Raw genomic sequence first — 20,100 nt, 5'->3', positions numbered from 1 at the left:
CGCATGACCGCCCTGGATGACACTGCTGCCGATGCGCTGGCGGGCAACGGCGTGCAGCCGACCCTGGCCGAACTGGTCGCATTGCGTCGCAGCGCGCACCGGCTGGCACCGGCGCGACGCGGGCGGCTGGCGCATGCTGGCCAAGCGCCGTCGCCGATGCGTGGGCGTGGCATGGAGTACGCAGAGTCGCGCGAGTACGTCGCCGGCGATGACGCGCGGCACATCGACTGGCGGGTGACCGCGCGCACCGGTCGCGCGCATACCAAGCTGTTCCAGGCCGAACGCGAACGCCAGACACTGCTGGTGGCCGACACCGACCCGGTGCTGTATTTCGGCACCCGGGTGCGCTTCAAGTCGGTGCAGGCCGCGCGGGTCGGTGCCGTCGCCGCGTGGCTGGCACAACGTCAGGGCGACCGCCTGTCCGCACTGCGCGGCAGCCGCAGCGAAGCACCGATCCCACCGGCCGGCGGTACGCGGGGCGTGCTCCGCGTGCTGGACGCGTTGACGCGCTGGTACGCCGCGCCGCCGCCCGACGACGCCGGCCTCGACCACGCACTGCAGCAGGCCGCGCGCGTGCTGCGCCCCGGCGCGCGCGTGGTGGTGCTGGCCGATCCGGCCCGCGCAGCGGCCATCGACGTTCCGCGCTGGACCGCGCTGGCCATGCACCATGAAGTGCAGCTGATGCTGCTGGCCGATCCGCTGGAGCTGGCGCCGCCGGATGGCGTGCTGCCGTTCCTGTCGCAGGGCCGGCAGGTGGTGCTTGACCTGCACGATCGTGCCGTGCGCGACCACTGGCACGCCCGCTTCGTCGAACCGCTGGAAGCGCTGCAGCGCAGCCTCGGCGCCCGCCGCATCCAAGTGCACGTGGTCAGTACCGACGATGCCAGCGATTGCTGGCTCGGTCCGCAGCCGTCGGCGGTGGTCGCATGAGCGCGGCCACCTCGCTGCCGCTGCGCGATGTGCACCTGCCGCCCATCCCGTCCTGGTGGCCGCTGCCCTTGGGCTGGTGGCTGGTGCTGGCGGCGCTGGCGCTGGTCGTGCTGTTGGCCTGGGCGTGGCGCGCACATCGACGGCGCCAGCAGCGGCGCTGGTTGCGGGTGTTCGACACGGCGGTCAATGCGGCGCAGGACGGCAGTGCCCAGGTAGCCGCGATGGCCGAACTGTTGCGCCGCGCCGCGCGCCGCCGCCAACCGGGCGCGGAACTGCTGCAGGGCCAGGCCTGGCTGGAATTCCTCGATGCCCCCGGCAGCCGCGCCTTCTCCGACGGCGATGGACGCCTGCTGCTGGACGGGGGCTACCGTCGCAGCCTCGACGCTGCCGACGTGCAGCGCGTGCGCGATCTCGCGCGCGCACGCTTCCTTGAACTGATCAGCAGGCGCGGCCGATGAACCCGGCCCTGTCTTCCGTGCTGCCGTGGCTGGATGCGCTGGCCTGGCCGTGGGCGTTGTTGGCACTGCCACTGCCGTGGCTGATGCGCTGGTGGCCGCGCCGCAACGCAGCGGCTCCCGCGCTGCGCGTGCCGTATGCCGCCGGTGCGCTGGCCGAACTCGGCCAGTCCAGTGGCGCGGCCGGTTGGCGGATCGGGCGGCTGCTGCTGTGGCTGGCTTGGGCCTGCCTATGCGTGGCCATGGCCCGGCCGCAGCAACTCGGCGAACCGGTCACCCCGCCGCAGCAGGGCCGGCAGATGATGCTTGCCGTGGACGTGTCAGGCAGCATGAGCGAACCGGACATGATGCTGGGCAACCAGGTCGTGCAGCGATTGTCTGCGGCAAAAGCAGTGCTGGCCGATTTCCTCGACCGCCGTGCCGGCGACCGGGTAGGGCTGCTCATCTTCGGCGAACGTGCCTACACCTTGACCCCGATCACCGCCGACCTCACCACCGTGCGCAACCAGCTCACGGACAGCGAAGTCGGCCTGGCCGGCCGCGACACTGCCATCGGCGATGCCATCGCACTGGCGGTCAAGCGCCTGCGCGAACAGCCCGAAGGCCAACGCGTGCTGATCCTGCTGACCGACGGCGTCAGCAACGCCGGCGTGCTGCAGCCGTTGCGCGCGGCCGAACTGGCCAAGGCCGAAGGCGTGCGCGTGTATCCGGTGGCCTTCGGCGGCGACGGTGGCATGAGCCTGTTCGGCGTGCAGATTGCCGCCGGCGACGACCCGGTGGACGAGGCCACGCTGCGCCGCATCGCCGAACTGACCGGCGGCCGTGCGTTCCGCGCGCGCAACACCGACGAACTGGCCGGCATCTATGCCGAGCTGGACCGGCTGGAGCCGATCACCGCCGCAGGCGCGGCGGTGCGTCCCTATATCGAACGTTATGCGTGGCCGCTGGCGCTGGCCATGCTGCTGGGTGGGCTGGGCTGGCTGCTGCCGAGGCGCTGGGCATGAATACCCTCTTGAACCACGTGCATCTGGCGCGCCCGGAACTGCTCTGGGCGCTGGCCGCACTGCCGCTGATCGCGCTGCTCTGGACCTGGCGCCGCCGGCGCAGCAGCGTCTGGCGGCAGAACGTGGATGCGCACCTGCTGCCGCACCTGCTGGTGGCCGGCGGGCGCCGCGCCTGGAGCGGGCTGGCGCTGCTGTTGCTGGGCTGGACACTGGCCGTGGTGGCCCTGGCCGGACCGGGTTGGCGACAACTGCCGCAGCCGCTGTGGCAGGCACCGGCGCCGCTGGTGGTGGCGCTGGACCTTTCATCGCGCACCACCGCCACCGACCTGCCGCCGTCGCGCCTGCTGCAGGCGCGGGCCAAGCTGGCCACGCTGCTGCGCGAGCGCAGCGGCGGGGAAGTGGCGTTGCTGGCCTACGCCGACGATGCCTTCACCGTTGCCCCGTTGACCGGCGACGCCGCCAACGTGGCGCTGTACCTGGATGCGCTGGCCCCGGACGTGATGCCACGCGACGGCCAACGCGCCGACCGTGCGATTGAAGCGGCGGTGCTGTTGCTGCAGCAGTCCGGCGCCAAGGGCGGCGATATCCTGCTGCTGACCGACCGTGCCGATGACGCCGCACGTGCTGCCGCCGCTGCCGCCAAGGCGCAGAACATCCACGTCTCGGTACTCGGACTCGGCACTGCGGCCGGTGCGGCCTACCGCAGCGGCGATGGCCAGATCGCGCGCGCGCAGCTGGAGCCGGACACGCTGCGCGCGGTGGCCGATGCCGGCGGTGGTCGCTACGCGCCGGTGGCTGACGACGAAGGTGATCTGAAGGCGCTGGGCGTGCTGACCCCGCGCGCCAGCGCAGGCGAGCAGCAACGCCGCGAAGGCGAAGGCCTGGCCTGGCGCGATGAAGGCTTCTGGCTGCTGCCTCCGCTGATGCTGCTCTCGCTGTGGGCCTTCCGTCGCCGTGGCGTGGTGGCCGTGGCCCTGGTGTGCGTGATGCTGCCGCTGGCCATGCCCGCGCCCGCGCAGGCCGCCGAACGCAACTGGTGGCAGCGCGCCGACCAGCGCGACCAGCAGCGCGTGGCCGAGGGGGTGGACGCTTACCGGCGCGGCGATTTCCAGGCAGCACAGCAGCAGTTCGAGGGCGTGAACGACGCCGAGGCCCGCTACAACCTCGGCAACGCGCTGGCCCGGCAGGGGCAGTACGACGCGGCGATTGCCGCCTACGACCAGGCGCTGGCACAACGCCCGGGCATGCCCGATGCGGTGGCCAACCGTGCCGCCGTGGACGCCGCCCGCAAGCGCAAGCCGCCACCGGGTGCCGGGCAGCAACCGCAGCAGCAACAGCAGAAGCAGAATCAGTCGCAGCAGTCCCAGCAGCAACAACAGCAACAGAAACAGGACCCCGCCCCGAAAGGCGAGCAGGGCCAGCCCCAGCCGGGGCAGGGCACGCCGCCGCAGGACCCGCAGGCGGGCAAGCCCGATCCGGCCGAACAGGCACGGGCCGATGCGGCCCAGCGCGAGCGCATGCGCCAGGCGTTGGAAAAGCAACAGGCCGACGCTGGCAAGACCCCGGCGCAGCGCCGCGAGGCGAACGAGACGCCGCAGCAGCGCGAGCAGCGCCAGGCGGTCGAAGCGTGGATGCGGCGGGTGCCCGATGAACCGGGCAACCTGCTGCGGCAGAAATTCCAACTGGAAAGCGAACGCAGGAAACGGGACGGACAATGAGCGCAGCATCCCCCACGCAACGTTGGTGGCGCGCCTGCGCCTGGCTGCTGCTGGGCATGAGCAGCCTGGCCCAGGCCCAGCCCCGCGCGTGGCTGGATCGCGATGCGATCAGCGACACCGACACGGTCACGCTCAATATCGAGACCGATGCCGGCGCACCGGATTACGCGCCGTTGCAGGCCGATTTCGAGCTCAGCGGCCAGACCAGCAGCCGCCAGGTGCAGTGGAGCCAGGGTGCGATGCAGTCGCGCTCGTTGTACGGCGTAGCGCTCAGCCCCCGGCGCAGTGGCGTGCTGACCATTCCCGCGCTCCAGGTGGGCGCGGCGCGGACCGCGCCATTGCAGTTGACCGTGGCTGCCAGTGCCGCCGCCACGCCCGCCGTGCCCGGCAACGCCACTGCCTTTGTCGAAATGGAGGTCGATGACGCCAGCCCCTACGTGCAGCAGAGCGTGGGCGTGGTGGTGCGCCTGTACTACGCTTCGCAACTGCTGTCGGGCGAACTGGGCGTGGATGCGCCCGAAGGCGCCTCGATGCAGCGCGTCGGCGAGGATCGCAGCCTGGTCCGCGAGATCAACGGGCGGCGCTACAACCTGGTCGAGCGCCGCTACCTGCTCATTCCCGAGCGCAGCGGGCCGCTGGTGCTGCCCGGCGCGCGTTTCAACGGCCGCAGCGCTGGCGGCTTCTTCGATGACCTGTTCGGCGGCGATGGCCGGCTGCGCGCCAACGCGCCCGACCGCACCCTGCAGGTGCAGGCACAACCCGACGCCGCACCGCAGCCGTGGTTGCCACTGCACGACCTGCGCCTGCGCTACACCGCCGCGCCCACCCGCGCCCGCGCCGGCGAGGCGGTCACGGTGGTGGTGGAGGCGGTGGCCGACGGCGCCACCCGCGCGCAGTTCCCCGAGCTGCCGCCGCTGGATGCCGGCCCAGGCGCGCAGGTGTTCGCCGAGCCGCCGCAGTACGACGAAACCTTCAACGGCAGCACCCCGCGCCTGACCCTGACCCGCCGTTATTCGGTGGTGCCACGCCAGCCTGGCACCCTGGTGATTCCCGGCCCGCGCATGGCCTGGTGGGATGTGCGTGGCCGCCAGGCGCGCACCGCCACGCTGCCCGACCTCAGCCTGGCCGTGGCCGCCGGCGCCCCGGGGACGGCGCCGCCGCCGACCGCGCTGGATACCACCTCGGCCTTGCCCGGTACCCCCGCCACGCCGTCCGACGCCGTCACCGTGGCGGCCGCGGCCAGCCGCCCCTGGGGCTGGATCGCGGCAGCGGCCGGCTTTGCGGCGCTGTGGCTGCTGACCCTGGCGTGGGCGTGGGCGTGGCGGCGCCGGCGCGTGGCAGCGCCCGGCGCATCCCACGCGGCGGTGGGGCCGGCTGCCTCCGCACAGGTCCCGTCGCGCGGCGAGCTGCGCCGCGCCCTGGACCACGAAGGGCTGGACGAGATCGTCGCACTGCTGGGCAGAATGGGCGGCGTACACGGCCTGGATGCCGTGCTGGCGCGGCTGGCCGACCCGGCCCAACGGCAGGCCCTGAGCGACATGCAGGCCGCGCGCTGGAGCCGCGACGGGGGCGATGCAACCCAGGCGCGACAGGCGCTGCGCCGCGCCTTCCATGACGGACCGCACTGGCAGCCGCCGCAGGCCGCAGAAAATACTGGGCTGGCGCCGCTCTATCCTTCGGGACGCTGAGCGGCCCCCGGGCCGGGTTGGCCGGCTTTGCTAAGCTCTTTCTCTAATTTTCAAGGAACACCGCTCCATGACTGAGGCCGCAACGACCCGGCAGAAGCTGCCATTGCATTGGAAAATGGGCATTGGCTTCGGGCTTGGCCTGCTGCTGGGGCTGATCGTGCACGCCGTCGGGCCGGGCATTCCCTGGCTGCCCGATGCCGCCCGCGCGGTGATGACCTACCTGACCACGCCGCTGTCGGGCCTGTTCCTCAACCTGATCTTCATGCTGATCGTGCCGCTGATCTTCTCGGCGCTGGTCATGGGCGTGTCGGAAATGGGCGACATCCGCTCGCTCGGCCGGATCGGCTGGAAGACCCTGGCCTACACCGTGCTGCTGTCGGGCATCGCGGTTGGCCTGGGCCTGGTGCTGGTGAACGTGCTCAAGCCGGGCGTGGGCGTGGACCCGGCCATGGCCCAGCAGCTGCTGCACGAGAACGTCGAGCGCAGCCGCGAGATCGTGGCCAACATCGGCGAACAGCCCAAGGGCATGGACATGCTGCTGTCGATCGTGCCCAGCAACGTGCTGGCCGCCGCCTCCAGCAACGGCGCGATCCTGTCGCTGATGTTCTTCGCTCTGATGTTCGGCATCGGCATGGTGCTGTCGCCAGATGAGAAGACCGCGCCGCTGCGCAAGGTCATCGAAGGCGTGTTCGAAGTCTCGATGACCCTGATCAACCTGGTCATCCGCCTGGCGCCATACGCGGTGGCCTGCTTCATGTTCAACCTGGCCGCGATCTTCGGCTTCGACCTGCTGATCCGCCTGGGCGCCTACGTGGGCGTGGTGGTGCTGGCGCTGGCACTGCACATGGTGGTGACCTACGGTGCGGCGGTGTGGCTGTCGGGGCGTTCGCCGCTGGCGTTCTTCCGCGATACCCAGGAGGCCACGGTGATGGCGTTCTCCACCGCCTCCAGCAATGCCACCCTGCCGACCGCGCTGCGCGTGGCCGACCAGATGGGGCTGCCGCAGAAGGTATCGCGCTTCGTGCTGACCGTGGGCGCCACCGCCAACCAGAACGGCACCGCGCTGTTCGAGGGCGTGACGGTGATCTTCCTGGCGCAGTTCTTCGGCGTGGACCTGAGCATCACCCAGCAGCTGATGGTGATGGTGGTCTGCATCCTGGGTGGCATCGGCACCGCCGGCGTGCCGTCCGGCTCGCTGCCGGTGGTGGCGATGATCTGCGCCATGGTCGGCGTCGACCCGATGGGCATCGGCCTGATCTTGGGCGTGAACCACTTCCTGGACATGTGCCGCACCGCGCTCAACGTCACCGGCGATCTGGCCCTGACCACCCTGGTAGCCAAGGGCGAAAGTGATGAAAGTCACATTCCCGGGCCTGTCGCGCCGCGCGATTGAATGCGAGGTTGATGCCATGGATACTGGCCCGGCGCATGGAAGGCGCCGGGTCGGCGTCGTGCGGGGAAAGGAGAATCACATTCATGAAGAAGTATCTGGTGGTGGCCGTGCTCGGCCTGCTGGCGTTCGATGCCAGCGCGAAGTCGGAATGCCCGAACTACAAGCAGGAAGGCAGTTATTTCGCGGGCCGCAAGTTCACCAACTGGGATGTTGTTCCGGTGTCTGCGGACGTGGCGTACAAGCGCATCAAGGTGGAAGGCGTGAGCTCGGGCTTGACCCTGAAGTCGGAAGACAAGGAAGCAGGGCTGCTGATGTTCGAGCAGAACGCCAGCGGCTCCAACGGCCAGGTCACCCTACCGTGGAACGTGGTGATCACCCCGCAGGGAGCGACGTCCTCCAAGGTCATGGTCACCAAGCTGACCCCGGGTGGCTACGCTACCGGTGAGAAGTTCCAGCGTGAATCGACCTGTGCGGTGATCAATTCGGCCACCGGCGAGGCCTGATCCACGACGTCCAGGCTGAAACGCCCCGCCCAGCGGGGCGTTTTCGTTGGTGTACCGCAGCCGTCTTCACACACACGGGCAGCCTGACCCGCCCGGTGGACTGTGGGACAATGAGTGGCCCGCAGCCAGCGGGAGCCTCCCGACCCCGACAGAACCATGACGCAGCCCACCCGCCGCCAGTTGGCCAACGCCATCCGCTTCCTTGCCGCTGATGCGGTCGAAACCGCCAAGTCCGGGCATCCCGGCATGCCGATGGGCATGGCAGATATCGCGGAAGTCCTCTGGAACGACTATCTCCGTCACAACCCGAACAATCCGAAGTGGTTCAACCGCGACCGCTTCGTGCTCTCCAACGGCCACGGCTCGATGCTGCAGTACGCGCTGCTGCACCTGAGCGGCTACGACCTGCCGATCGAACAGCTCAAGCAGTTCCGCCAGCTCGGCAGCAAGACCGCCGGCCACCCCGAACACCATGAAACCCCCGGGGTGGAAACCACCACCGGTCCGCTCGGCCAGGGCCTGGCCAACGCGGTCGGTTTCGCGCTGGCCGAAAAGCTGCTGGCCCAGCGCTATAACCGCCCCGAGCACGAGATCGTCGACCACCGCACCTGGGTGTTCCTGGGCGACGGCTGCCTGATGGAAGGCATTTCCCACGAAGCGGCCTCGCTGGCCGGCACCTGGGGCCTGGGCAAGCTGGTCTGCTTCTGGGACGACAACCACATCTCCATCGACGGCAACACCGCCGGCTGGTTCACCGACAACACCCCCGAGCGTTTCGAAGCCTATGGCTGGAACGTGGTGCGCGGCGTCGATGGCCACGACCCGGAAAGCATCAAGGCCGCCATCGACAGCGCGCTGGCGCAGGACGAAAAGCCGACCCTGATCTGCTGCCGCACCACCATTGGTTTTGGTTCGCCGGGCAAGGCCGGCAAGGAATCCAGCCACGGCGCACCGCTGGGCAAGGATGAGCTGGAAGCCACCCGCAAGCAGCTGGGCTGGAACTACGGCCCGTTCGAGATCCCCGAAGAGATCTACGCCGGCTGGCGTGCCGGTGGTACCGGGACCCTGCGCCAGGCCGAGTGGGACCAGCAGTTCGACAAGTACGCCGCGCAGTTCCCGGCCGAAGCCGAAGAACTGACCCGTCGTTCGCAGGGCGAGCTGCCGGCCGATTTCGTCGCCAAGGCCGATGCCTACATCGCCCAGGTCCAGGCCGAAGGCCAGACCATCGCCTCGCGCAAGGCCTCGCAGCTGGCCATTGAAGCCTTCGCGCCGCTGCTGCCGGAGCTGGTGGGTGGTTCGGCTGATCTGGCGCACTCCAACCTGACCCTGTGGAAGGCCAGCAAGTCGGTCGCCACTGACGACCCAAATGCCAACTACGTGTACTACGGCGTGCGCGAGTTCGGCATGACCGCCATTGCAAATGGCCTGGCCCTGCATGGCGGCTTCATTCCGTTCGATGCCACCTTCCTGGTGTTCAGCGACTACGCCCGCAACGGCGTGCGCATGAGCGCGCTGATCCCGGCCCATGCCATCCACGTGTACACCCACGACTCGATTGGTCTCGGCGAAGACGGCCCGACCCACCAGCCGGTGGAGCACCTGGCCTCGCTGCGCTACATCCCGAACAACGATGTGTGGCGCCCGTGCGATGCGGTCGAATCGGCGGTCAGCTGGAAGGCGGCAATCACCCGCCAGGACGGCCCGAGCTGCCTGGTGTTCAGCCGCCAGAACCTGCCGCACCAGCCGCGCAGCACCGACCAGGTGGCACAGATCGCCCGGGGCGGTTACGTGCTGGCCGATGCCGAAGGCGGCGTACCCGACGTGATCCTGATCGGTACCGGTTCGGAAGTGGGCCTGGCCGTGGCCGCCAAGGCCGAGCTCGACGCCGCCGGGATCAAGACCCGCGTGGTCTCGATGCCGTCCACCGATGTGTTCGAGCGCCAGGATGCGGCCTACCGTGAATCGGTGCTGCCCAACGCGGTGCGCAACCGCGTGGCGGTCGAAGCCGGCGTCACCGGTTTCTGGCGCCAGTACGTGGGCCTGGACGGTGCGGTGATCGGTATCGACACCTTCGGCGCATCGGCCCCGGCTGAAGCGCTGTACAAGCACTTCGGCATCACCACCGATGCGGTGGTGGCTGCTGCGAAGGCGCAGCTGGCCGGGTAAGGGCAAGCAACCGACGTAGTCCAGACGGCGCTTCCCGGAACGGAAGCGCCGTTTTCATTTGTCCGCGTTGCGTTACGCGGTGCGCGCCAAGCCCAACCGCACCAGACGCGCTTCAACTTGCTCGCCGAACGTCTTCGGCGCATCCAATCCCATCCGCTGCAGGTACACCACGTCGCCATCGCCGGCTGGCTGGGTAAACGCGGCCAGCACCGTGCGCAGCTTCGTGCCCCGCGTCTGCGTGTTCTGCTTCAGCCAGCCCAGCGCCTTCACCAGGTGCTGCTCCACTTCGGTGAAATCGCTGCCCAGCGGGTAATCGGGCAGGGCGCCGGACTGCCGGAACGGCGCCAGCGATGCACTCACCGCGGCGGCCGTATTGCGTCGTGCCCAATGCTCCGGCGCGACAAAATCATTCGCCAGCTTCTTCGAGGCCTTCGCCGTCTGCAGCAGGTTGGCCTGGAAATCCGCATCGGTGATCGCCGCCATGCCGGTCACACAGTCCTCGTCGGTGAGGTTGCGCAGGTCGGCGATGCCATATTCGTTGATGTAGATATCGCGCAGGTGGCGCGGAATCGTGGTGTGCCCGTAGTTCCAGCGCACGTTCGACTGCAGCGTGCCCTTGTCCTCGCGGATCGCGCGGAACATCAGGGCGCTGCGTGCTTCGGGCAGCGCGTGCGCCATCGCCACGAAGTTGTACTGGCCGCCCACGCCGGAGACCACGCGCCCGTCTTCCAGCGCATCGGACACCGCCGCACCCAGCGCGGTGGCCATCATGCAGGAGTTGAAGAAACGCGCATGTCTGCGCTGCAGCCGTTCCAGCGCTTCGTTGCCGCCATACAGCTGGTTGATCTCGCTGATCCGGCGCATGCCGATCGCGCGGGATTCCGCTTCCGGCAGGTCGCGCAGCCACTGGTAGAACTCCGGCGAGCCCAGGTAGAACGCGCCATGCAGGTATTCGCCTTCCGCTTCCAGCGTGGCGTGGTCGATGGTCAGCGTGCTGCCGCTTTCAATCCGCTCCATCAGCGCCAGGTCATCGTGCACCTTGCGTCGAATCACGCCAGTCTGCACCAGCCGGCGGAAGCCTTCGTTGAGCATCTCACTGCAGCCGTACAGACCCACCTCGAACGGCTCCAGGCCGCCGCATTCGAGCACCGTCGGGTGGCTGGCCAACGTCGGGTCCAGCGCGTGCAGGATCTGCCGGTAGCGGGCGTTGTCGGTGTGGCGCAGCACCAGCGCGTGGCTGATCGCATCGGCCAGCGTGCCGATGCCGATCTGCAGCGTGCCACCATCGCGGACCAGTGCGCTGGCATACAGCCCGATGGCGTAGTCCGCATCGCTGACCGGCTGGCGCGGCAGACCGAACAGCGCCGGATACGGCGCCGGCGGCGTGATCACCAGGTCGAAGAAGGACACATCCACCGTGGCCGAGCCGCCCAGGTAGGGCAGCTGCGGATCGATCTCGGCAATCAGCAGCGGGCGCGGCAGGCCGCGCGCGAGCATGGCGTCGATGGTGTCCTGGGTGATGTCGTTGTTGCACGACAGCGACAGGCGCCGGTCGTCGGGCCGCATCGCCACTTTCTGCACGATCGCGTGCGGCGCGCGCTGCGCCACCGCATCGGCGGCATGGGTGTAGTTGAGGCTGGTGTAGCCGCGCTGGGCCTGCGATGAGCCGAGCAGCGCGCCGGACTGCATGTAGAACTCCTCCACCTGCACGTGGTCGGGCAGGCGGTCGCGCACCATCGCATCGGCGTAGGCCAGGCGCGGGAAATCCTCGCCGAAATGGCGCGCCGCGAACGGTGCCATGAAGCGCGCCTCCAGCCCGCCGCCGGCCTTGGGCGGGTTCAACGAAAGCGCGGTATAGATCTGCAGCGGGCGCGACGGGTCGTTCTCGATCCGCGCGTACAGCGCGTTGAGCAGCCGGTGCGGCTTGCCCAGTGCCAGCGGTGCGCCGATGCGCAGCGGCCCGTCAACACGCTGCAACAGCCAATCGGTGGCAGCGTCCAGGTCGGTGAGATGCTCGGTCATTCGGCGTTCCTGCAAAGTCTTGAAAAGCATTACAGCACTTCCGGCTTGAACGGACCGCGACGCAGGGGCTTGACATGGCCAAGGATTACGCGCGTAATCGATCCGTCGATTACGGATGTAAATGATGAGCCAGATCAGCGAAGCCGAAGCCGTTGTCATGGAAGTGCTCTGGAACCGGCACCCGCAGGGGGCCGACGAGGTGGTGGCGGCGCTGGCCGACCGCGACTGGGCAGAGCCCACCATCAAGACTCTGCTCAACCGCCTGCTTACCAAGGGCGCGATCAGCGCCAGCCGTGATGGCCGCCGCTATCTGTACTCGCCGGTGCTGCTGCGCCAGGCCTGGGTGGCCGAACAGAGCAGCGGCCTGCTGGACAAGCTGTTCGCCGGCCGGGTCGCGCCGTTGGTGGCCCATTTCAGCGAGCGCGGCGAGTTGAGCGCGCAGGACATCGCCGAACTCAAGAAGCTGATCCAGGAGCTGGACCATGACTGAGCTGCTGCAGGGAATGCTGTTGGCAAGCATGTGGCTGTCGATCGGTGCGATGTTGCTGGCCGCGTTGCGCCCGCTGCTGCGCTGGCTGGGCGGTGCACCGCTGGTGTATCGCAGTTGGTGGCTGCTGCCGCTCGTGCTGCTGGCAACGCTGCTGCCGCTGCCCGGCGTGCCGCTCGACGAGGCCGCGCCGGTGCACGCGTTGGGGGCGGCGCTGCGTGCGCCGGTGCTGCCGGCCGACGCGGTGCTGTGGCCAACCCTGCTGGTCGCACTGTGGGCGGCCGGCGCACTGCTTGCCGGCACCCTGCAATGGCGTGGCCAGCGTCGCTTCGAACGTGGCATGGGCGCTTTGCACCGGCGAAGCGATGGCAGCTGGCAGGCCAGCGCCGATCCCGGCCTGCCGGCCCTGGTGGGCCTGTGGTCACCGCGCGTGGTGGTCGGCCCGGATTTCGACCTGCGCTTCAGCGTGGCCGAACGCGCGCTGATCCTGCAGCACGAATGCCAGCACCGCCGCCATGGCGATCACTGGGCCAATGCCTCGCTGGCGCTGCTGCGCTGCCTGTTCTGGTTCCATCCGTTGTTGCCGTGGGCCTCGCGCCGCTTCCTGCGCGACCAGGAGCTGGCCTGCGACGCACGCACGGTCGACCCGCATCCGGCCTCGCGCCGGCTCTACGCCAACGCGCTCCTGAAGGCGCAGTTGGTCCACCCGGTTGCGCCCATGGCCTGCCACTGGCGCAGCCAACCGATGTTGAAGGAGCGAATTGCCATGATGAAGGAACACAAGCGCAGCGCGTTGCCGTGGGTGACCGGCCAGGTACTGGTGGTGGGGCTGTGCATGGGGCTGGGCGCGGTCGCCTGGGCCAGCCAGGGCGGCAGCGGCGGCAGCCCGGCGATCAGTGCCGAACCGTTCCAGTCTGCGCAGGAAGATGCGGCCAAGGCAGGACGGGAGCGCCCGGTGACGATCGACAAGATGCCGCCGCCGAGCTACCCCACTAGCGCGTTCGAGAACAACCAGAGCGGTGAAGTGGTGCTGCGGGTGGAGGTGGACGCGCAGGGCAGGGTCAGCGATGTGCGCGTGCTCAGTGCAACCAACCCGGGCGTGTTCGACGCCGCGTCGATCGCTGCAGCCCGGCAGTGGACGTACCGTCCGGCGATGAAGGACGGCAAAGCGGTGGCGGGCGCGGTCCGCATTCCAGTGAACTTCGCCATGACTGAAACGGTGACCGGCCAGTGAGGTGGCCGCTGCCTGCGTCGGTTGCGCTCGTGGTGGGGGTGGCTGGCTGTGCCGGCCACGACCGCCTCACCACGGTGGATTCACGGGCCGAAACGGTCGGCCACCAGCGGCTGCGGGCTGACGCGACGGGAGGGTCAGGGCAGGTGGAGGCTTACACGCTCAAACCCAGCGAGGGCTACCGGATGCCGCAACTGTTTGCGGCGCCGGACCCGGTGCTGGGGGAGCGCGATCCACGCCGGGAGTTGCCGCCCACCACGGTCTGCCTGCAGGTGGTGGTGAGCGCCGACGGCGCGGTGGAACGCAGCGTGCCGGTGAGTGATCGCAGTGAGTGCATTGCCGGCGCTGCAACCGAAAACCGGGTGCTGGTGGAAGCGGCACAGGAAGCGGTCGCGATGTGGCGCTACTCGCCTGCGGCGGTCTGCCACTTCGCGGCAGGCCACGCGCCGGCCGACCGCAGCGACTGTCGCGATGCCGAGCGGGTGGAGCCGGTGGCGGTGAGCCTGTTCTACGCTTTCACGTTCGAGATCGTGCACGGCCAGCACACGGTGAAGACGCGGTAAAACCACGCGCTGCGCGGTTTTTACGCCCCGCCCTGGATGTTCGCCTTTACCGACGGGTGCATCAACTTCGGCTCGGCAAGCGTGGCGTCGCGCGCTTGCCGGGTCGCTACGAACGCCGCCTCGCTCACCCCGTCATGCAGGTGGATGTTATGTGCGCGCTGCTCGCCGATGGTGGTTTCATTGGCGACCTCGCGCCCGCCCGGGCCGTAGTCGTGGCAGATGAACACCCGGGTGGCATCGGGCAGGGCAAGCAGGCGTTGGATCGAGCGGTACAGCAGGGCGGCGTCGCCCCCGGGAAAATCACAGCGTGCCGTCCCGCCATCGGGCATGAACAGCGAATCGCCGGTGAACAGGGCATCACCGATCCGGTAGGCCACGCTGTCGCTGGTGTGTCCGGGAACGGCAATGACCTCCGCTGCGATGCCACCCACGGCAAAGCGCTCGCCATCGGCGAACAGATGGTCGAACTGTGAGCCGTCGGTAGGCACGTCCAGCCCATAGCGCGGTGCGAAGGTGCGTTGCACCTCGACAATGCCGTCGCCCATCGCCAGCGTCGCCTGCGGCCATTGCTGCTTCAGCCAGCGCCCAGCGCTGACATGGTCGGCATGCGCATGCGTTTCCAGCAGCCAGCGCACCTCCAGCGCGTGTTCGCGCACATGCGCCAGCAGCGGCTGCAGCGCACCGGACCCGACCGCGTCGGTGTCCGGGTCGTAGTCCAGCACCGGGTCGATCACCGCCGCCTGCCGGGTGGCCGGGTCGTGCACCACGTAACTGAAGGTGTTGCTGTCCGGGTGGAAGAAGGTGGCGACGTGCGGTGACATGGTGAAACCTCAGCGTTTACCCAACGTGTCGTTGAGCAGCACCGCCAGGCGTTCCCCGGCCAGGCGCAGTTCGGCTTCGGCGACCGGCAGGTACGTGGCGGTGTACTCGGGCGCCAGCGTACGCTGGGCCGGGTAAACGCCAGGTGCAATGGCGATGCGGCAGCTGGCCTCGGCCCACTGCACCGCATCGGTGCCGATCGCCGAGCGCTTGCCCACCTTCGGCGCCTTCAGCGCGGCCAGTCGCCGGGTATAGGCGTCATCGTCCAGCTTGAGCGTGTTCAGCATGCCGCTGTCCCACAGCGAATGCAGGTTGGTGCCGCGCCCGTTGAACTGCACCTGGAAGTCATTGCCGCCCTTGTCATGGCCGTAACCGGCATGCATGGGCTGGTGGATGTCGCCGACGAAATGCACGACGAACTTGAGTGCCTGCGCGCGTTCGGCATCGGGGCGGCTGCGGTCGCCGAGGATGGCGGTCTGGGTCTTCAACGCTTCCACCACGCAGTTGCCATTGCGGCAGTTGCGCTCGACCTCGTAGTGGCAATCATCTTCGCCGATGTTGACGTAATGCCAGCCGGCCGAACGCTTGCCAAGGCCGGGATCCTTGGCGCGCAGTTCATCGGCCCACGGCGCAATGGAGGCCAGGGTGGCGCCCGGCTCGGTGGCCAGCAGCCGCGCCACTTCGGCGCGGGTCTGCGGGGTCAGGCGCGGTTCGGCAATGCGGGCGACCAGGCGGTGGCCCTGCGCGCCCCAGGCCAGGGCATCGGTGGATACGAGGGTGAGTGCGGTCAGAAGCGCGGCGGACGTCAACAGGGAGGCGATTTTCATCGGCCCATTCTAACGATCCGCCCAGGCGCTGACCTTGTCCGGATCTGGCCGACTGGCGATGCCGACGGCGCAGCGGGATGGCCCCGGCGGAATCCGGGATTCTGCCGGGGCCGTTGCGCTACAGCGCAACTGGGCGCGAGAACACGTAGGAGGGGTCGAAGACCTTCCGGCTGTGCCTGGAAGGTAGAGCATTACCCGTGCGCGCCTCATTGGCGGCCTCGCCATGCTGTGCCATCAGCGCTGGGGCGGGCGAGGTATCGGACGCAGGGCGCTGCCGCGGTTGCTGCAGCCAGCTGCGCAGCAGCGTCGTCACCGGTGCGAGCCGCTCTTTGTCAGCGCGGGGAAGCGTTGCCGTCGCCGCCTCGAAGCTGTCCGTCACCGCCCTCACGAACTGCGGGTCGGCGTTTTCCTCGAGCAGCACCGCCACCGCCTTGACGTGTCCGCCCTGCATGGCAAATGCCAGCGGGGACTGCTCTGCGTTGGAGTCGTTGGGCGGGTAGGCGATTCCGGGTGGGACATGTTCCAGCAACAGCCTCAGCATCGCGGCGTGCCCCTTCTCGGCGGCAAACTGCAGCATGAGGTAGCTTTTGTCGCGCGGCCGGACACCCTGCTCAAGCAGGTAGCGCGCGATGTCCAATGCGTTGAACGCGACCGCAGTCCCCAATGCCTGCCGGAAGTCGAACGGCTCCGTCGCATCGCATGCGCGCGCGTCCTTCCTTTCCAGCACCTGCCAGTGGGCATGCAGCTGCCGGAACCTGTCCACGTTGCCGTCCTCGGCCTGCGATACGAACGCGCGCAGGGTAGGTCTGGCGCCCGCCCGCAGCAGTACCTCGGTGCAGTCCCAGTACCCATGTTCCACGGCGAGTTCGAGCGCTGTGGCTCCGTGCACTTCGGACGTCATGTCGACGTCGATCTTTCCAGCACTGGCGCGCAGCAGTGTTTCAAGGCGCTTTGAATGATTGGAGATCACCGCGCAGTGCGCGGCACCATAGCTGCCGGCGTCAGGGTTGGACTTCTCGAGCAGTTTCTTGATGGTGGTGTCGCTCGTCGGCTTCATCACCCGCCGCAGTACGGATGTGCTGGCGTCGACGAGACAGGCGCGCTCCAGCGCGTTGAAGGGCGCCGATTGCCGCGTCCGGTTGGATTTCTCCTGCTGTTCGATCTGGTGTGCCAGCTTGACGTTGAGCGATTGCACCTGGGCGCTGCCCCACCGGCGCACGTTGGCGAGCAGGCTGTTGCCCGCCGCCTCCATGGCAGTGCTTTGGCCCAACGTCTTGAAGGTGGGAACGTTGCGCGGCAACAGGGTCCTTTCGTTGGGCATTATCTTCGCAAGGGAGCGCGGTGGCAGGGCAATGACCCGTTGGACGGCCTCCCTGCCCATTTCAACCAACGCACTGGTGATGGTGCGCTGCGCCGCAGGAATAATCGCCAGCGCCTGCTCGGCCCGCACCGGTGGCGGGTCGGGTGGCAGGTCGACCACGGGCGAGGTGCAGGCCGGCTCTGCCTGGGGGGCGGTCGAAGCGGCAACGTCCAGCACCACGACCGCGTTCGGCGTTGCCTGGCCCTGGCTGTGCAGGGCCGACTCGAGCTTGGCGATCTGCGCCTGGTAGTGCGAACGCGCGTCACCCTCGGGCAGGCGGGCGTGCTCGACTTTCAGGACCGCCAGGGCGGCGCGGGTGCTTTCCAGCTCCAGCGCGGAGAGATCACCGGGTTCCAGGTGGTCGTCGCCGCCGCAGTCGAACTGACCGTCCTCATCTGACGATTCGGACACCTCCTGGAAGTCGATCCTGCCCTGCGGCAGCGCCGGAGTCTGGGCTGTGCTCACGCTGGGCGTTGCCACATTGAGAATGGACCAGAGCCTGCCCATGCCCGGCGTCCTGTTGATCTGGCCTGCGATCAGGTTGAGGCCTTCGCTCAGGCTGGGAGGCGGTCGGCGCGGGGCGGCGGCATTGGCGGGAAGTTGCGAGGGAATGCGGGTCATGTCGGTCCTTCAGCAGCGGCTGGAGAGAGGCGGGATGGGGGTGCCGGTAGGCTGGCCATGCATGCTTGGCTGCGCCTGCCCGCTCTCCGATGAATTGTTGCCGGACACGTCACTACGATTGACCACGCCAATTGACGCGAGCAGCGTGTGTGGTCTTGCTCAATCGATCCATGTCGCTGCACGCACCGCAGCGCGTTCCCCGATTCAGTCCATTGATCGAATCGGTCGTTCTAATTGAGGTGGTGATGAACAGTGCTGCAACAAGTCAAAAAAATCCCCGGCCAAGGCCGGGGAAATGCGTTGCTGCGAGGTTGGGAGCGGCGCTGACCGGTGGGTCAGAACTTGAACACGTAAGACACGCCGTAGGCCAGCGGGTCGATCTTGACGGTGCCCAGCTTGGTGCCATCCAGCTTGACGTCGCTGTCGATGTCGATCCAGCGCACGTCGACGCGCAGGGCGCCCTTGTCGGCGATGGCGAAGTCGACGCCGGCGTGTGCGGCCAGGCCCCACGAGTCTTCCAGCTTGAGGCTGCTGCCGGCCAGGGCGCCGCCGGTTTCTTCGCTGAAGAAGGTGGTGTAGTTCAGGCCGGCGCCGAGGAACGGGGACACCTTGCCCTTGCCGTTGAAGTGGTACTGCAGGGACACCACCGGCGGCAGGTGCTTGGTGCTGCCAACGCGGCCCAGGCCGTCGATGTTGATGTCGTGCTTGAACGGCAGGGCGGCCAGAAGCTCGATGCCCAGGTTGTCGGCGATGAAGTACTCGCCGGTGATGGTGGGCTTGATGTCGTTGTCGACGTCGACCTTGAGGCCGCCGGCCAGGGTGCCGTTGTTGGACTTGGGGGCCACCTGGTGCACGCCGGCGGCCAGGGTCCAGTCGCCCTTGGACTGGGCCATGGCGGGGCTGGCGGCCAGGGCGAGGGCGGCGGCGAGGCTGGCGGGCAGGAGGAGGGAGGGGGTGCGCATGGTGCGTTCTCGTGGCGGGGTGGAATGGGGCCAGTTTTCCCGTCCGGGCCTTGGCGCGCCTTGATCCGGATCAATCCACGATTTTTACGGGTGTAACCGCTTCCCATCACGATGCCGGGGGCCGGGGTGGGTCGGGCTTTGATAGAATGGCGGCCCTTTCCATCGGCGCCGCTCTGTCGCGGCTGCAGGAGCTTGTGAACATGGCAATCAAGGTTGGCATCAACGGTTTCGGTCGCATCGGGCGCAACGTGCTGCGTTCGGCGGTGCTGAATTTCGGTAATGACATCGAAATCGTGGCCATCAACGATCTGCTGGAGCCGGATTACCTGGCGTACATGCTGAAGTACGACTCGGTGCATGGCCGCTTCAAGGCAGACGTGGAAGTGTCGGGCAGCGACCTGCTGGTCAACGGCAAGAAGATCCGCCTGACCCAGGAGCGTGATCCGGCCAACCTGAAGTGGGATGAGGTCGGCGTGGACGTGGTGATCGAGTCCACGGGCCTGTTCCTGACCAAGGAAACGGCGCAGAAGCACATCGATGCGGGCGCGAAGAAGGTGATCCTGTCGGCACCGTCGAAGGACGATACGCCGATGTTCGTGTTCGGTGTGAACGACAAGACCTATGCGGGCGAGGCAATCATCTCCAACGCATCGTGCACCACCAACTGCCTGGCGCCGCTGGCCAAGGTGATCAACGACAAGTGGGGCATCAAGCGTGGCCTGATGACGACGGTGCACGCGGCGACGGCCACCCAGAAGACCGTGGACGGCCCGTCGAACAAGGACTGGCGTGGTGGCCGCGGCATCCTGGAAAACATCATTCCGTCGTCGACGGGTGCGGCCAAGGCCGTGGGCGTGGTCATTCCGGAACTGAACAAGAAGCTCACCGGCATGAGCTTCCGCGTGCCGACGTCGGACGTGTCGGTGGTCGACCTGACGGTGGAGCTGGAGAAGGAAGCCACGTACGCCGAGATCTGCGCGGAAGTGAAGGCGCAGAGCGAAGGCGCGCTGAAGGGCATCCTGGGCTACACCGAAGACAAGGTCGTGGCGACCGATTTCCGCGGTGAAACCCACACGTCGGTGTTCGATGCCGACGCCGGCATCGCCCTGGACAGCACGTTCGTGAAGCTGGTGTCCTGGTACGACAACGAGTGGGGCTATTCGAACAAGTGCCTGGAAATGGCCAAGGTCGTCGCCGCGAAGTAATCGCTGCGTACGGATCTGAAAGAACGGCGGACTTCGGTTCGCCGTTTTTTTTGGTCGGTACTCGTTGATGGCGCGTGTCGCCGGCCTTCGTCCGGCTGCTGATGATTCTGGGCGAACAGCCTTCGTTTGCCAGATCCTTGGAGGGG

The 20,100-nt window shown here is 68.1% G+C and carries 17 protein-coding genes; 12 read left to right on the top strand and 5 right to left on the bottom strand.

What is annotated here, in order from left to right; genetic code table 11:
- Positions 1–3 precede the first annotated feature (3 nt).
- The 8 genes from V9K91_RS00940 to tkt all read left to right on the top strand — a co-directional run bounded on the left by V9K91_RS00940 (position 4) and on the right by tkt (position 9,857).
- Positions 4–930 carry a DUF58 domain-containing protein gene (locus V9K91_RS00940; protein WP_336442553.1) on the top strand — a complete coding sequence of 309 codons (927 nt, stop codon included), beginning with the start codon at positions 4–6 and terminating at the stop codon, positions 928–930.
- Positions 927–1,388: a DUF4381 domain-containing protein gene (locus V9K91_RS00935; RefSeq protein ID WP_095363599.1), complete on the top strand. Its 462-nt coding sequence runs from the start codon at positions 927–929 to the stop codon at positions 1,386–1,388. Before V9K91_RS00940 ends, V9K91_RS00935 begins: the two co-directional genes overlap by 4 nt.
- Positions 1,385–2,389, top strand: coding sequence for a VWA domain-containing protein (locus tag V9K91_RS00930; RefSeq protein WP_336442552.1), 1,005 nt, complete (start codon positions 1,385–1,387; stop codon positions 2,387–2,389). Before V9K91_RS00935 ends, V9K91_RS00930 begins: the two co-directional genes overlap by 4 nt.
- Complete coding sequence (locus V9K91_RS00925; RefSeq protein ID WP_095363601.1) at positions 2,386–4,107, top strand: tetratricopeptide repeat protein; 1,722 nt, start codon at positions 2,386–2,388, stop codon at positions 4,105–4,107. Before V9K91_RS00930 ends, V9K91_RS00925 begins: the two co-directional genes overlap by 4 nt.
- Complete coding sequence (locus tag V9K91_RS00920) at positions 4,104–5,795, top strand: BatD family protein (RefSeq protein WP_336442551.1); 1,692 nt, start codon at positions 4,104–4,106, stop codon at positions 5,793–5,795. Before V9K91_RS00925 ends, V9K91_RS00920 begins: the two co-directional genes overlap by 4 nt.
- A 67-nt stretch (positions 5,796–5,862) precedes the next feature.
- Complete coding sequence (locus tag V9K91_RS00915; protein ID WP_095363603.1) at positions 5,863–7,188, top strand: dicarboxylate/amino acid:cation symporter; 1,326 nt, start codon at positions 5,863–5,865, stop codon at positions 7,186–7,188.
- An 83-nt stretch (positions 7,189–7,271) separates the two neighbouring features.
- Positions 7,272–7,691: a hypothetical protein gene (locus V9K91_RS00910; protein ID WP_254622131.1), complete on the top strand. Its 420-nt coding sequence runs from the start codon at positions 7,272–7,274 to the stop codon at positions 7,689–7,691.
- 156 nt (positions 7,692–7,847) lie between these two features.
- Positions 7,848–9,857: a transketolase gene (gene tkt / locus V9K91_RS00905; RefSeq protein ID WP_336442550.1), complete on the top strand. Its 2,010-nt coding sequence runs from the start codon at positions 7,848–7,850 to the stop codon at positions 9,855–9,857.
- Positions 9,858–9,929: 72 nt separating this feature from the next.
- Here the strand turns inward: tkt and V9K91_RS00900 are convergent, their stop codons facing one another.
- The gene (locus V9K91_RS00900; protein ID WP_336442549.1) at positions 9,930–11,879 is read right to left on the bottom strand and encodes an acetyl-CoA hydrolase/transferase C-terminal domain-containing protein; all 1,950 of its coding nucleotides are present in this window, start codon (positions 11,877–11,879) and stop codon (positions 9,930–9,932) included.
- Between the two features lie 124 nt (positions 11,880–12,003).
- Here V9K91_RS00900 and V9K91_RS00895 point away from each other — a divergent pair, with 124 nt between their 5' ends.
- From V9K91_RS00895 to V9K91_RS00885, 3 genes are read left to right on the top strand one after another with little or no spacing between them, the layout of a single operon-like run.
- Positions 12,004–12,369 (top strand): BlaI/MecI/CopY family transcriptional regulator, encoded by a 366-nt coding sequence (locus tag V9K91_RS00895; protein ID WP_095363665.1) that lies wholly within the window; start codon positions 12,004–12,006, stop codon positions 12,367–12,369.
- A complete protein-coding gene (locus V9K91_RS00890; protein WP_336442548.1) occupies positions 12,362–13,600 on the top strand; it encodes a TonB family protein in 1,239 nt (412 codons plus the stop codon). The genes V9K91_RS00895 and V9K91_RS00890 overlap by 8 nt, the downstream gene beginning before the upstream one ends.
- Before the next feature lie 8 nt (positions 13,601–13,608).
- Positions 13,609–14,160 (top strand): hypothetical protein, encoded by a 552-nt coding sequence (locus V9K91_RS00885; RefSeq protein WP_336442790.1) that lies wholly within the window; start codon positions 13,609–13,611, stop codon positions 14,158–14,160.
- 20 nt (positions 14,161–14,180) lie between these two features.
- On the opposite strand, the gene V9K91_RS00880 is transcribed toward V9K91_RS00885, so the two are convergent.
- The 4 genes from V9K91_RS00880 to V9K91_RS00865 all read right to left on the bottom strand — a co-directional run bounded on the left by V9K91_RS00880 (position 14,181) and on the right by V9K91_RS00865 (position 18,749).
- Positions 14,181–14,981: an MBL fold metallo-hydrolase gene (locus V9K91_RS00880; RefSeq protein WP_336442547.1), complete on the bottom strand. Its 801-nt coding sequence runs from the start codon at positions 14,979–14,981 to the stop codon at positions 14,181–14,183.
- Positions 14,982–14,990: 9 nt separating this feature from the next.
- Positions 14,991–15,806, bottom strand: coding sequence for a S1/P1 nuclease (locus tag V9K91_RS00875; protein ID WP_336442546.1), 816 nt, complete (start codon positions 15,804–15,806; stop codon positions 14,991–14,993).
- 118 nt (positions 15,807–15,924) lie between these two features.
- Positions 15,925–17,787: an ankyrin repeat domain-containing protein gene (locus tag V9K91_RS00870; RefSeq protein WP_336442545.1), complete on the bottom strand. Its 1,863-nt coding sequence runs from the start codon at positions 17,785–17,787 to the stop codon at positions 15,925–15,927.
- 335 nt (positions 17,788–18,122) lie between these two features.
- Positions 18,123–18,749: an OmpW family outer membrane protein gene (locus V9K91_RS00865; RefSeq protein WP_068853853.1), complete on the bottom strand. Its 627-nt coding sequence runs from the start codon at positions 18,747–18,749 to the stop codon at positions 18,123–18,125.
- A gap of 200 nt (positions 18,750–18,949) precedes the next feature.
- Between V9K91_RS00865 and gap the strand changes: the two genes are divergently transcribed.
- Positions 18,950–19,954, top strand: coding sequence for a type I glyceraldehyde-3-phosphate dehydrogenase (gap, locus tag V9K91_RS00860; protein WP_068854751.1), 1,005 nt, complete (start codon positions 18,950–18,952; stop codon positions 19,952–19,954).
- The last annotated feature ends 146 nt before the right edge of the window (positions 19,955–20,100 follow it).

Origin of the sequence: Stenotrophomonas sp. CCNWLW57, from assembly GCF_037203925.1 — a bacterium.
GTDB classification, from domain to species: domain Bacteria; phylum Pseudomonadota; class Gammaproteobacteria; order Xanthomonadales; family Xanthomonadaceae; genus Stenotrophomonas; species Stenotrophomonas rhizophila_A.
This window is presented reverse-complemented; position numbering and strand designations above follow the sequence as displayed.

Coding starts and splice junctions, on each gene's coding strand:
- V9K91_RS00940 (WP_336442553.1), top strand. CDS start 4: ATGACCGCCCTGGATGACACTGCTGCCGATGCGCTGGCGGGCAACGGC.
- V9K91_RS00935 (WP_095363599.1), top strand. CDS start 927: ATGAGCGCGGCCACCTCGCTGCCGCTGCGCGATGTGCACCTGCCGCCC.
- V9K91_RS00930 (WP_336442552.1), top strand. CDS start 1,385: ATGAACCCGGCCCTGTCTTCCGTGCTGCCGTGGCTGGATGCGCTGGCC.
- V9K91_RS00925 (WP_095363601.1), top strand. CDS start 2,386: ATGAATACCCTCTTGAACCACGTGCATCTGGCGCGCCCGGAACTGCTC.
- V9K91_RS00920 (WP_336442551.1), top strand. CDS start 4,104: ATGAGCGCAGCATCCCCCACGCAACGTTGGTGGCGCGCCTGCGCCTGG.
- V9K91_RS00915 (WP_095363603.1), top strand. CDS start 5,863: ATGACTGAGGCCGCAACGACCCGGCAGAAGCTGCCATTGCATTGGAAA.
- V9K91_RS00910 (WP_254622131.1), top strand. CDS start 7,272: ATGAAGAAGTATCTGGTGGTGGCCGTGCTCGGCCTGCTGGCGTTCGAT.
- tkt (WP_336442550.1), top strand. CDS start 7,848: ATGACGCAGCCCACCCGCCGCCAGTTGGCCAACGCCATCCGCTTCCTT.
- V9K91_RS00900 (WP_336442549.1), bottom strand. CDS start 11,879: ATGACCGAGCATCTCACCGACCTGGACGCTGCCACCGATTGGCTGTTG.
- V9K91_RS00895 (WP_095363665.1), top strand. CDS start 12,004: ATGAGCCAGATCAGCGAAGCCGAAGCCGTTGTCATGGAAGTGCTCTGG.
- V9K91_RS00890 (WP_336442548.1), top strand. CDS start 12,362: ATGACTGAGCTGCTGCAGGGAATGCTGTTGGCAAGCATGTGGCTGTCG.
- V9K91_RS00880 (WP_336442547.1), bottom strand. CDS start 14,981: ATGTCACCGCACGTCGCCACCTTCTTCCACCCGGACAGCAACACCTTC.
- V9K91_RS00875 (WP_336442546.1), bottom strand. CDS start 15,806: ATGAAAATCGCCTCCCTGTTGACGTCCGCCGCGCTTCTGACCGCACTC.
- V9K91_RS00870 (WP_336442545.1), bottom strand. CDS start 17,787: ATGACCCGCATTCCCTCGCAACTTCCCGCCAATGCCGCCGCCCCGCGC.
- V9K91_RS00865 (WP_068853853.1), bottom strand. CDS start 18,749: ATGCGCACCCCCTCCCTCCTCCTGCCCGCCAGCCTCGCCGCCGCCCTC.
- gap (WP_068854751.1), top strand. CDS start 18,950: ATGGCAATCAAGGTTGGCATCAACGGTTTCGGTCGCATCGGGCGCAAC.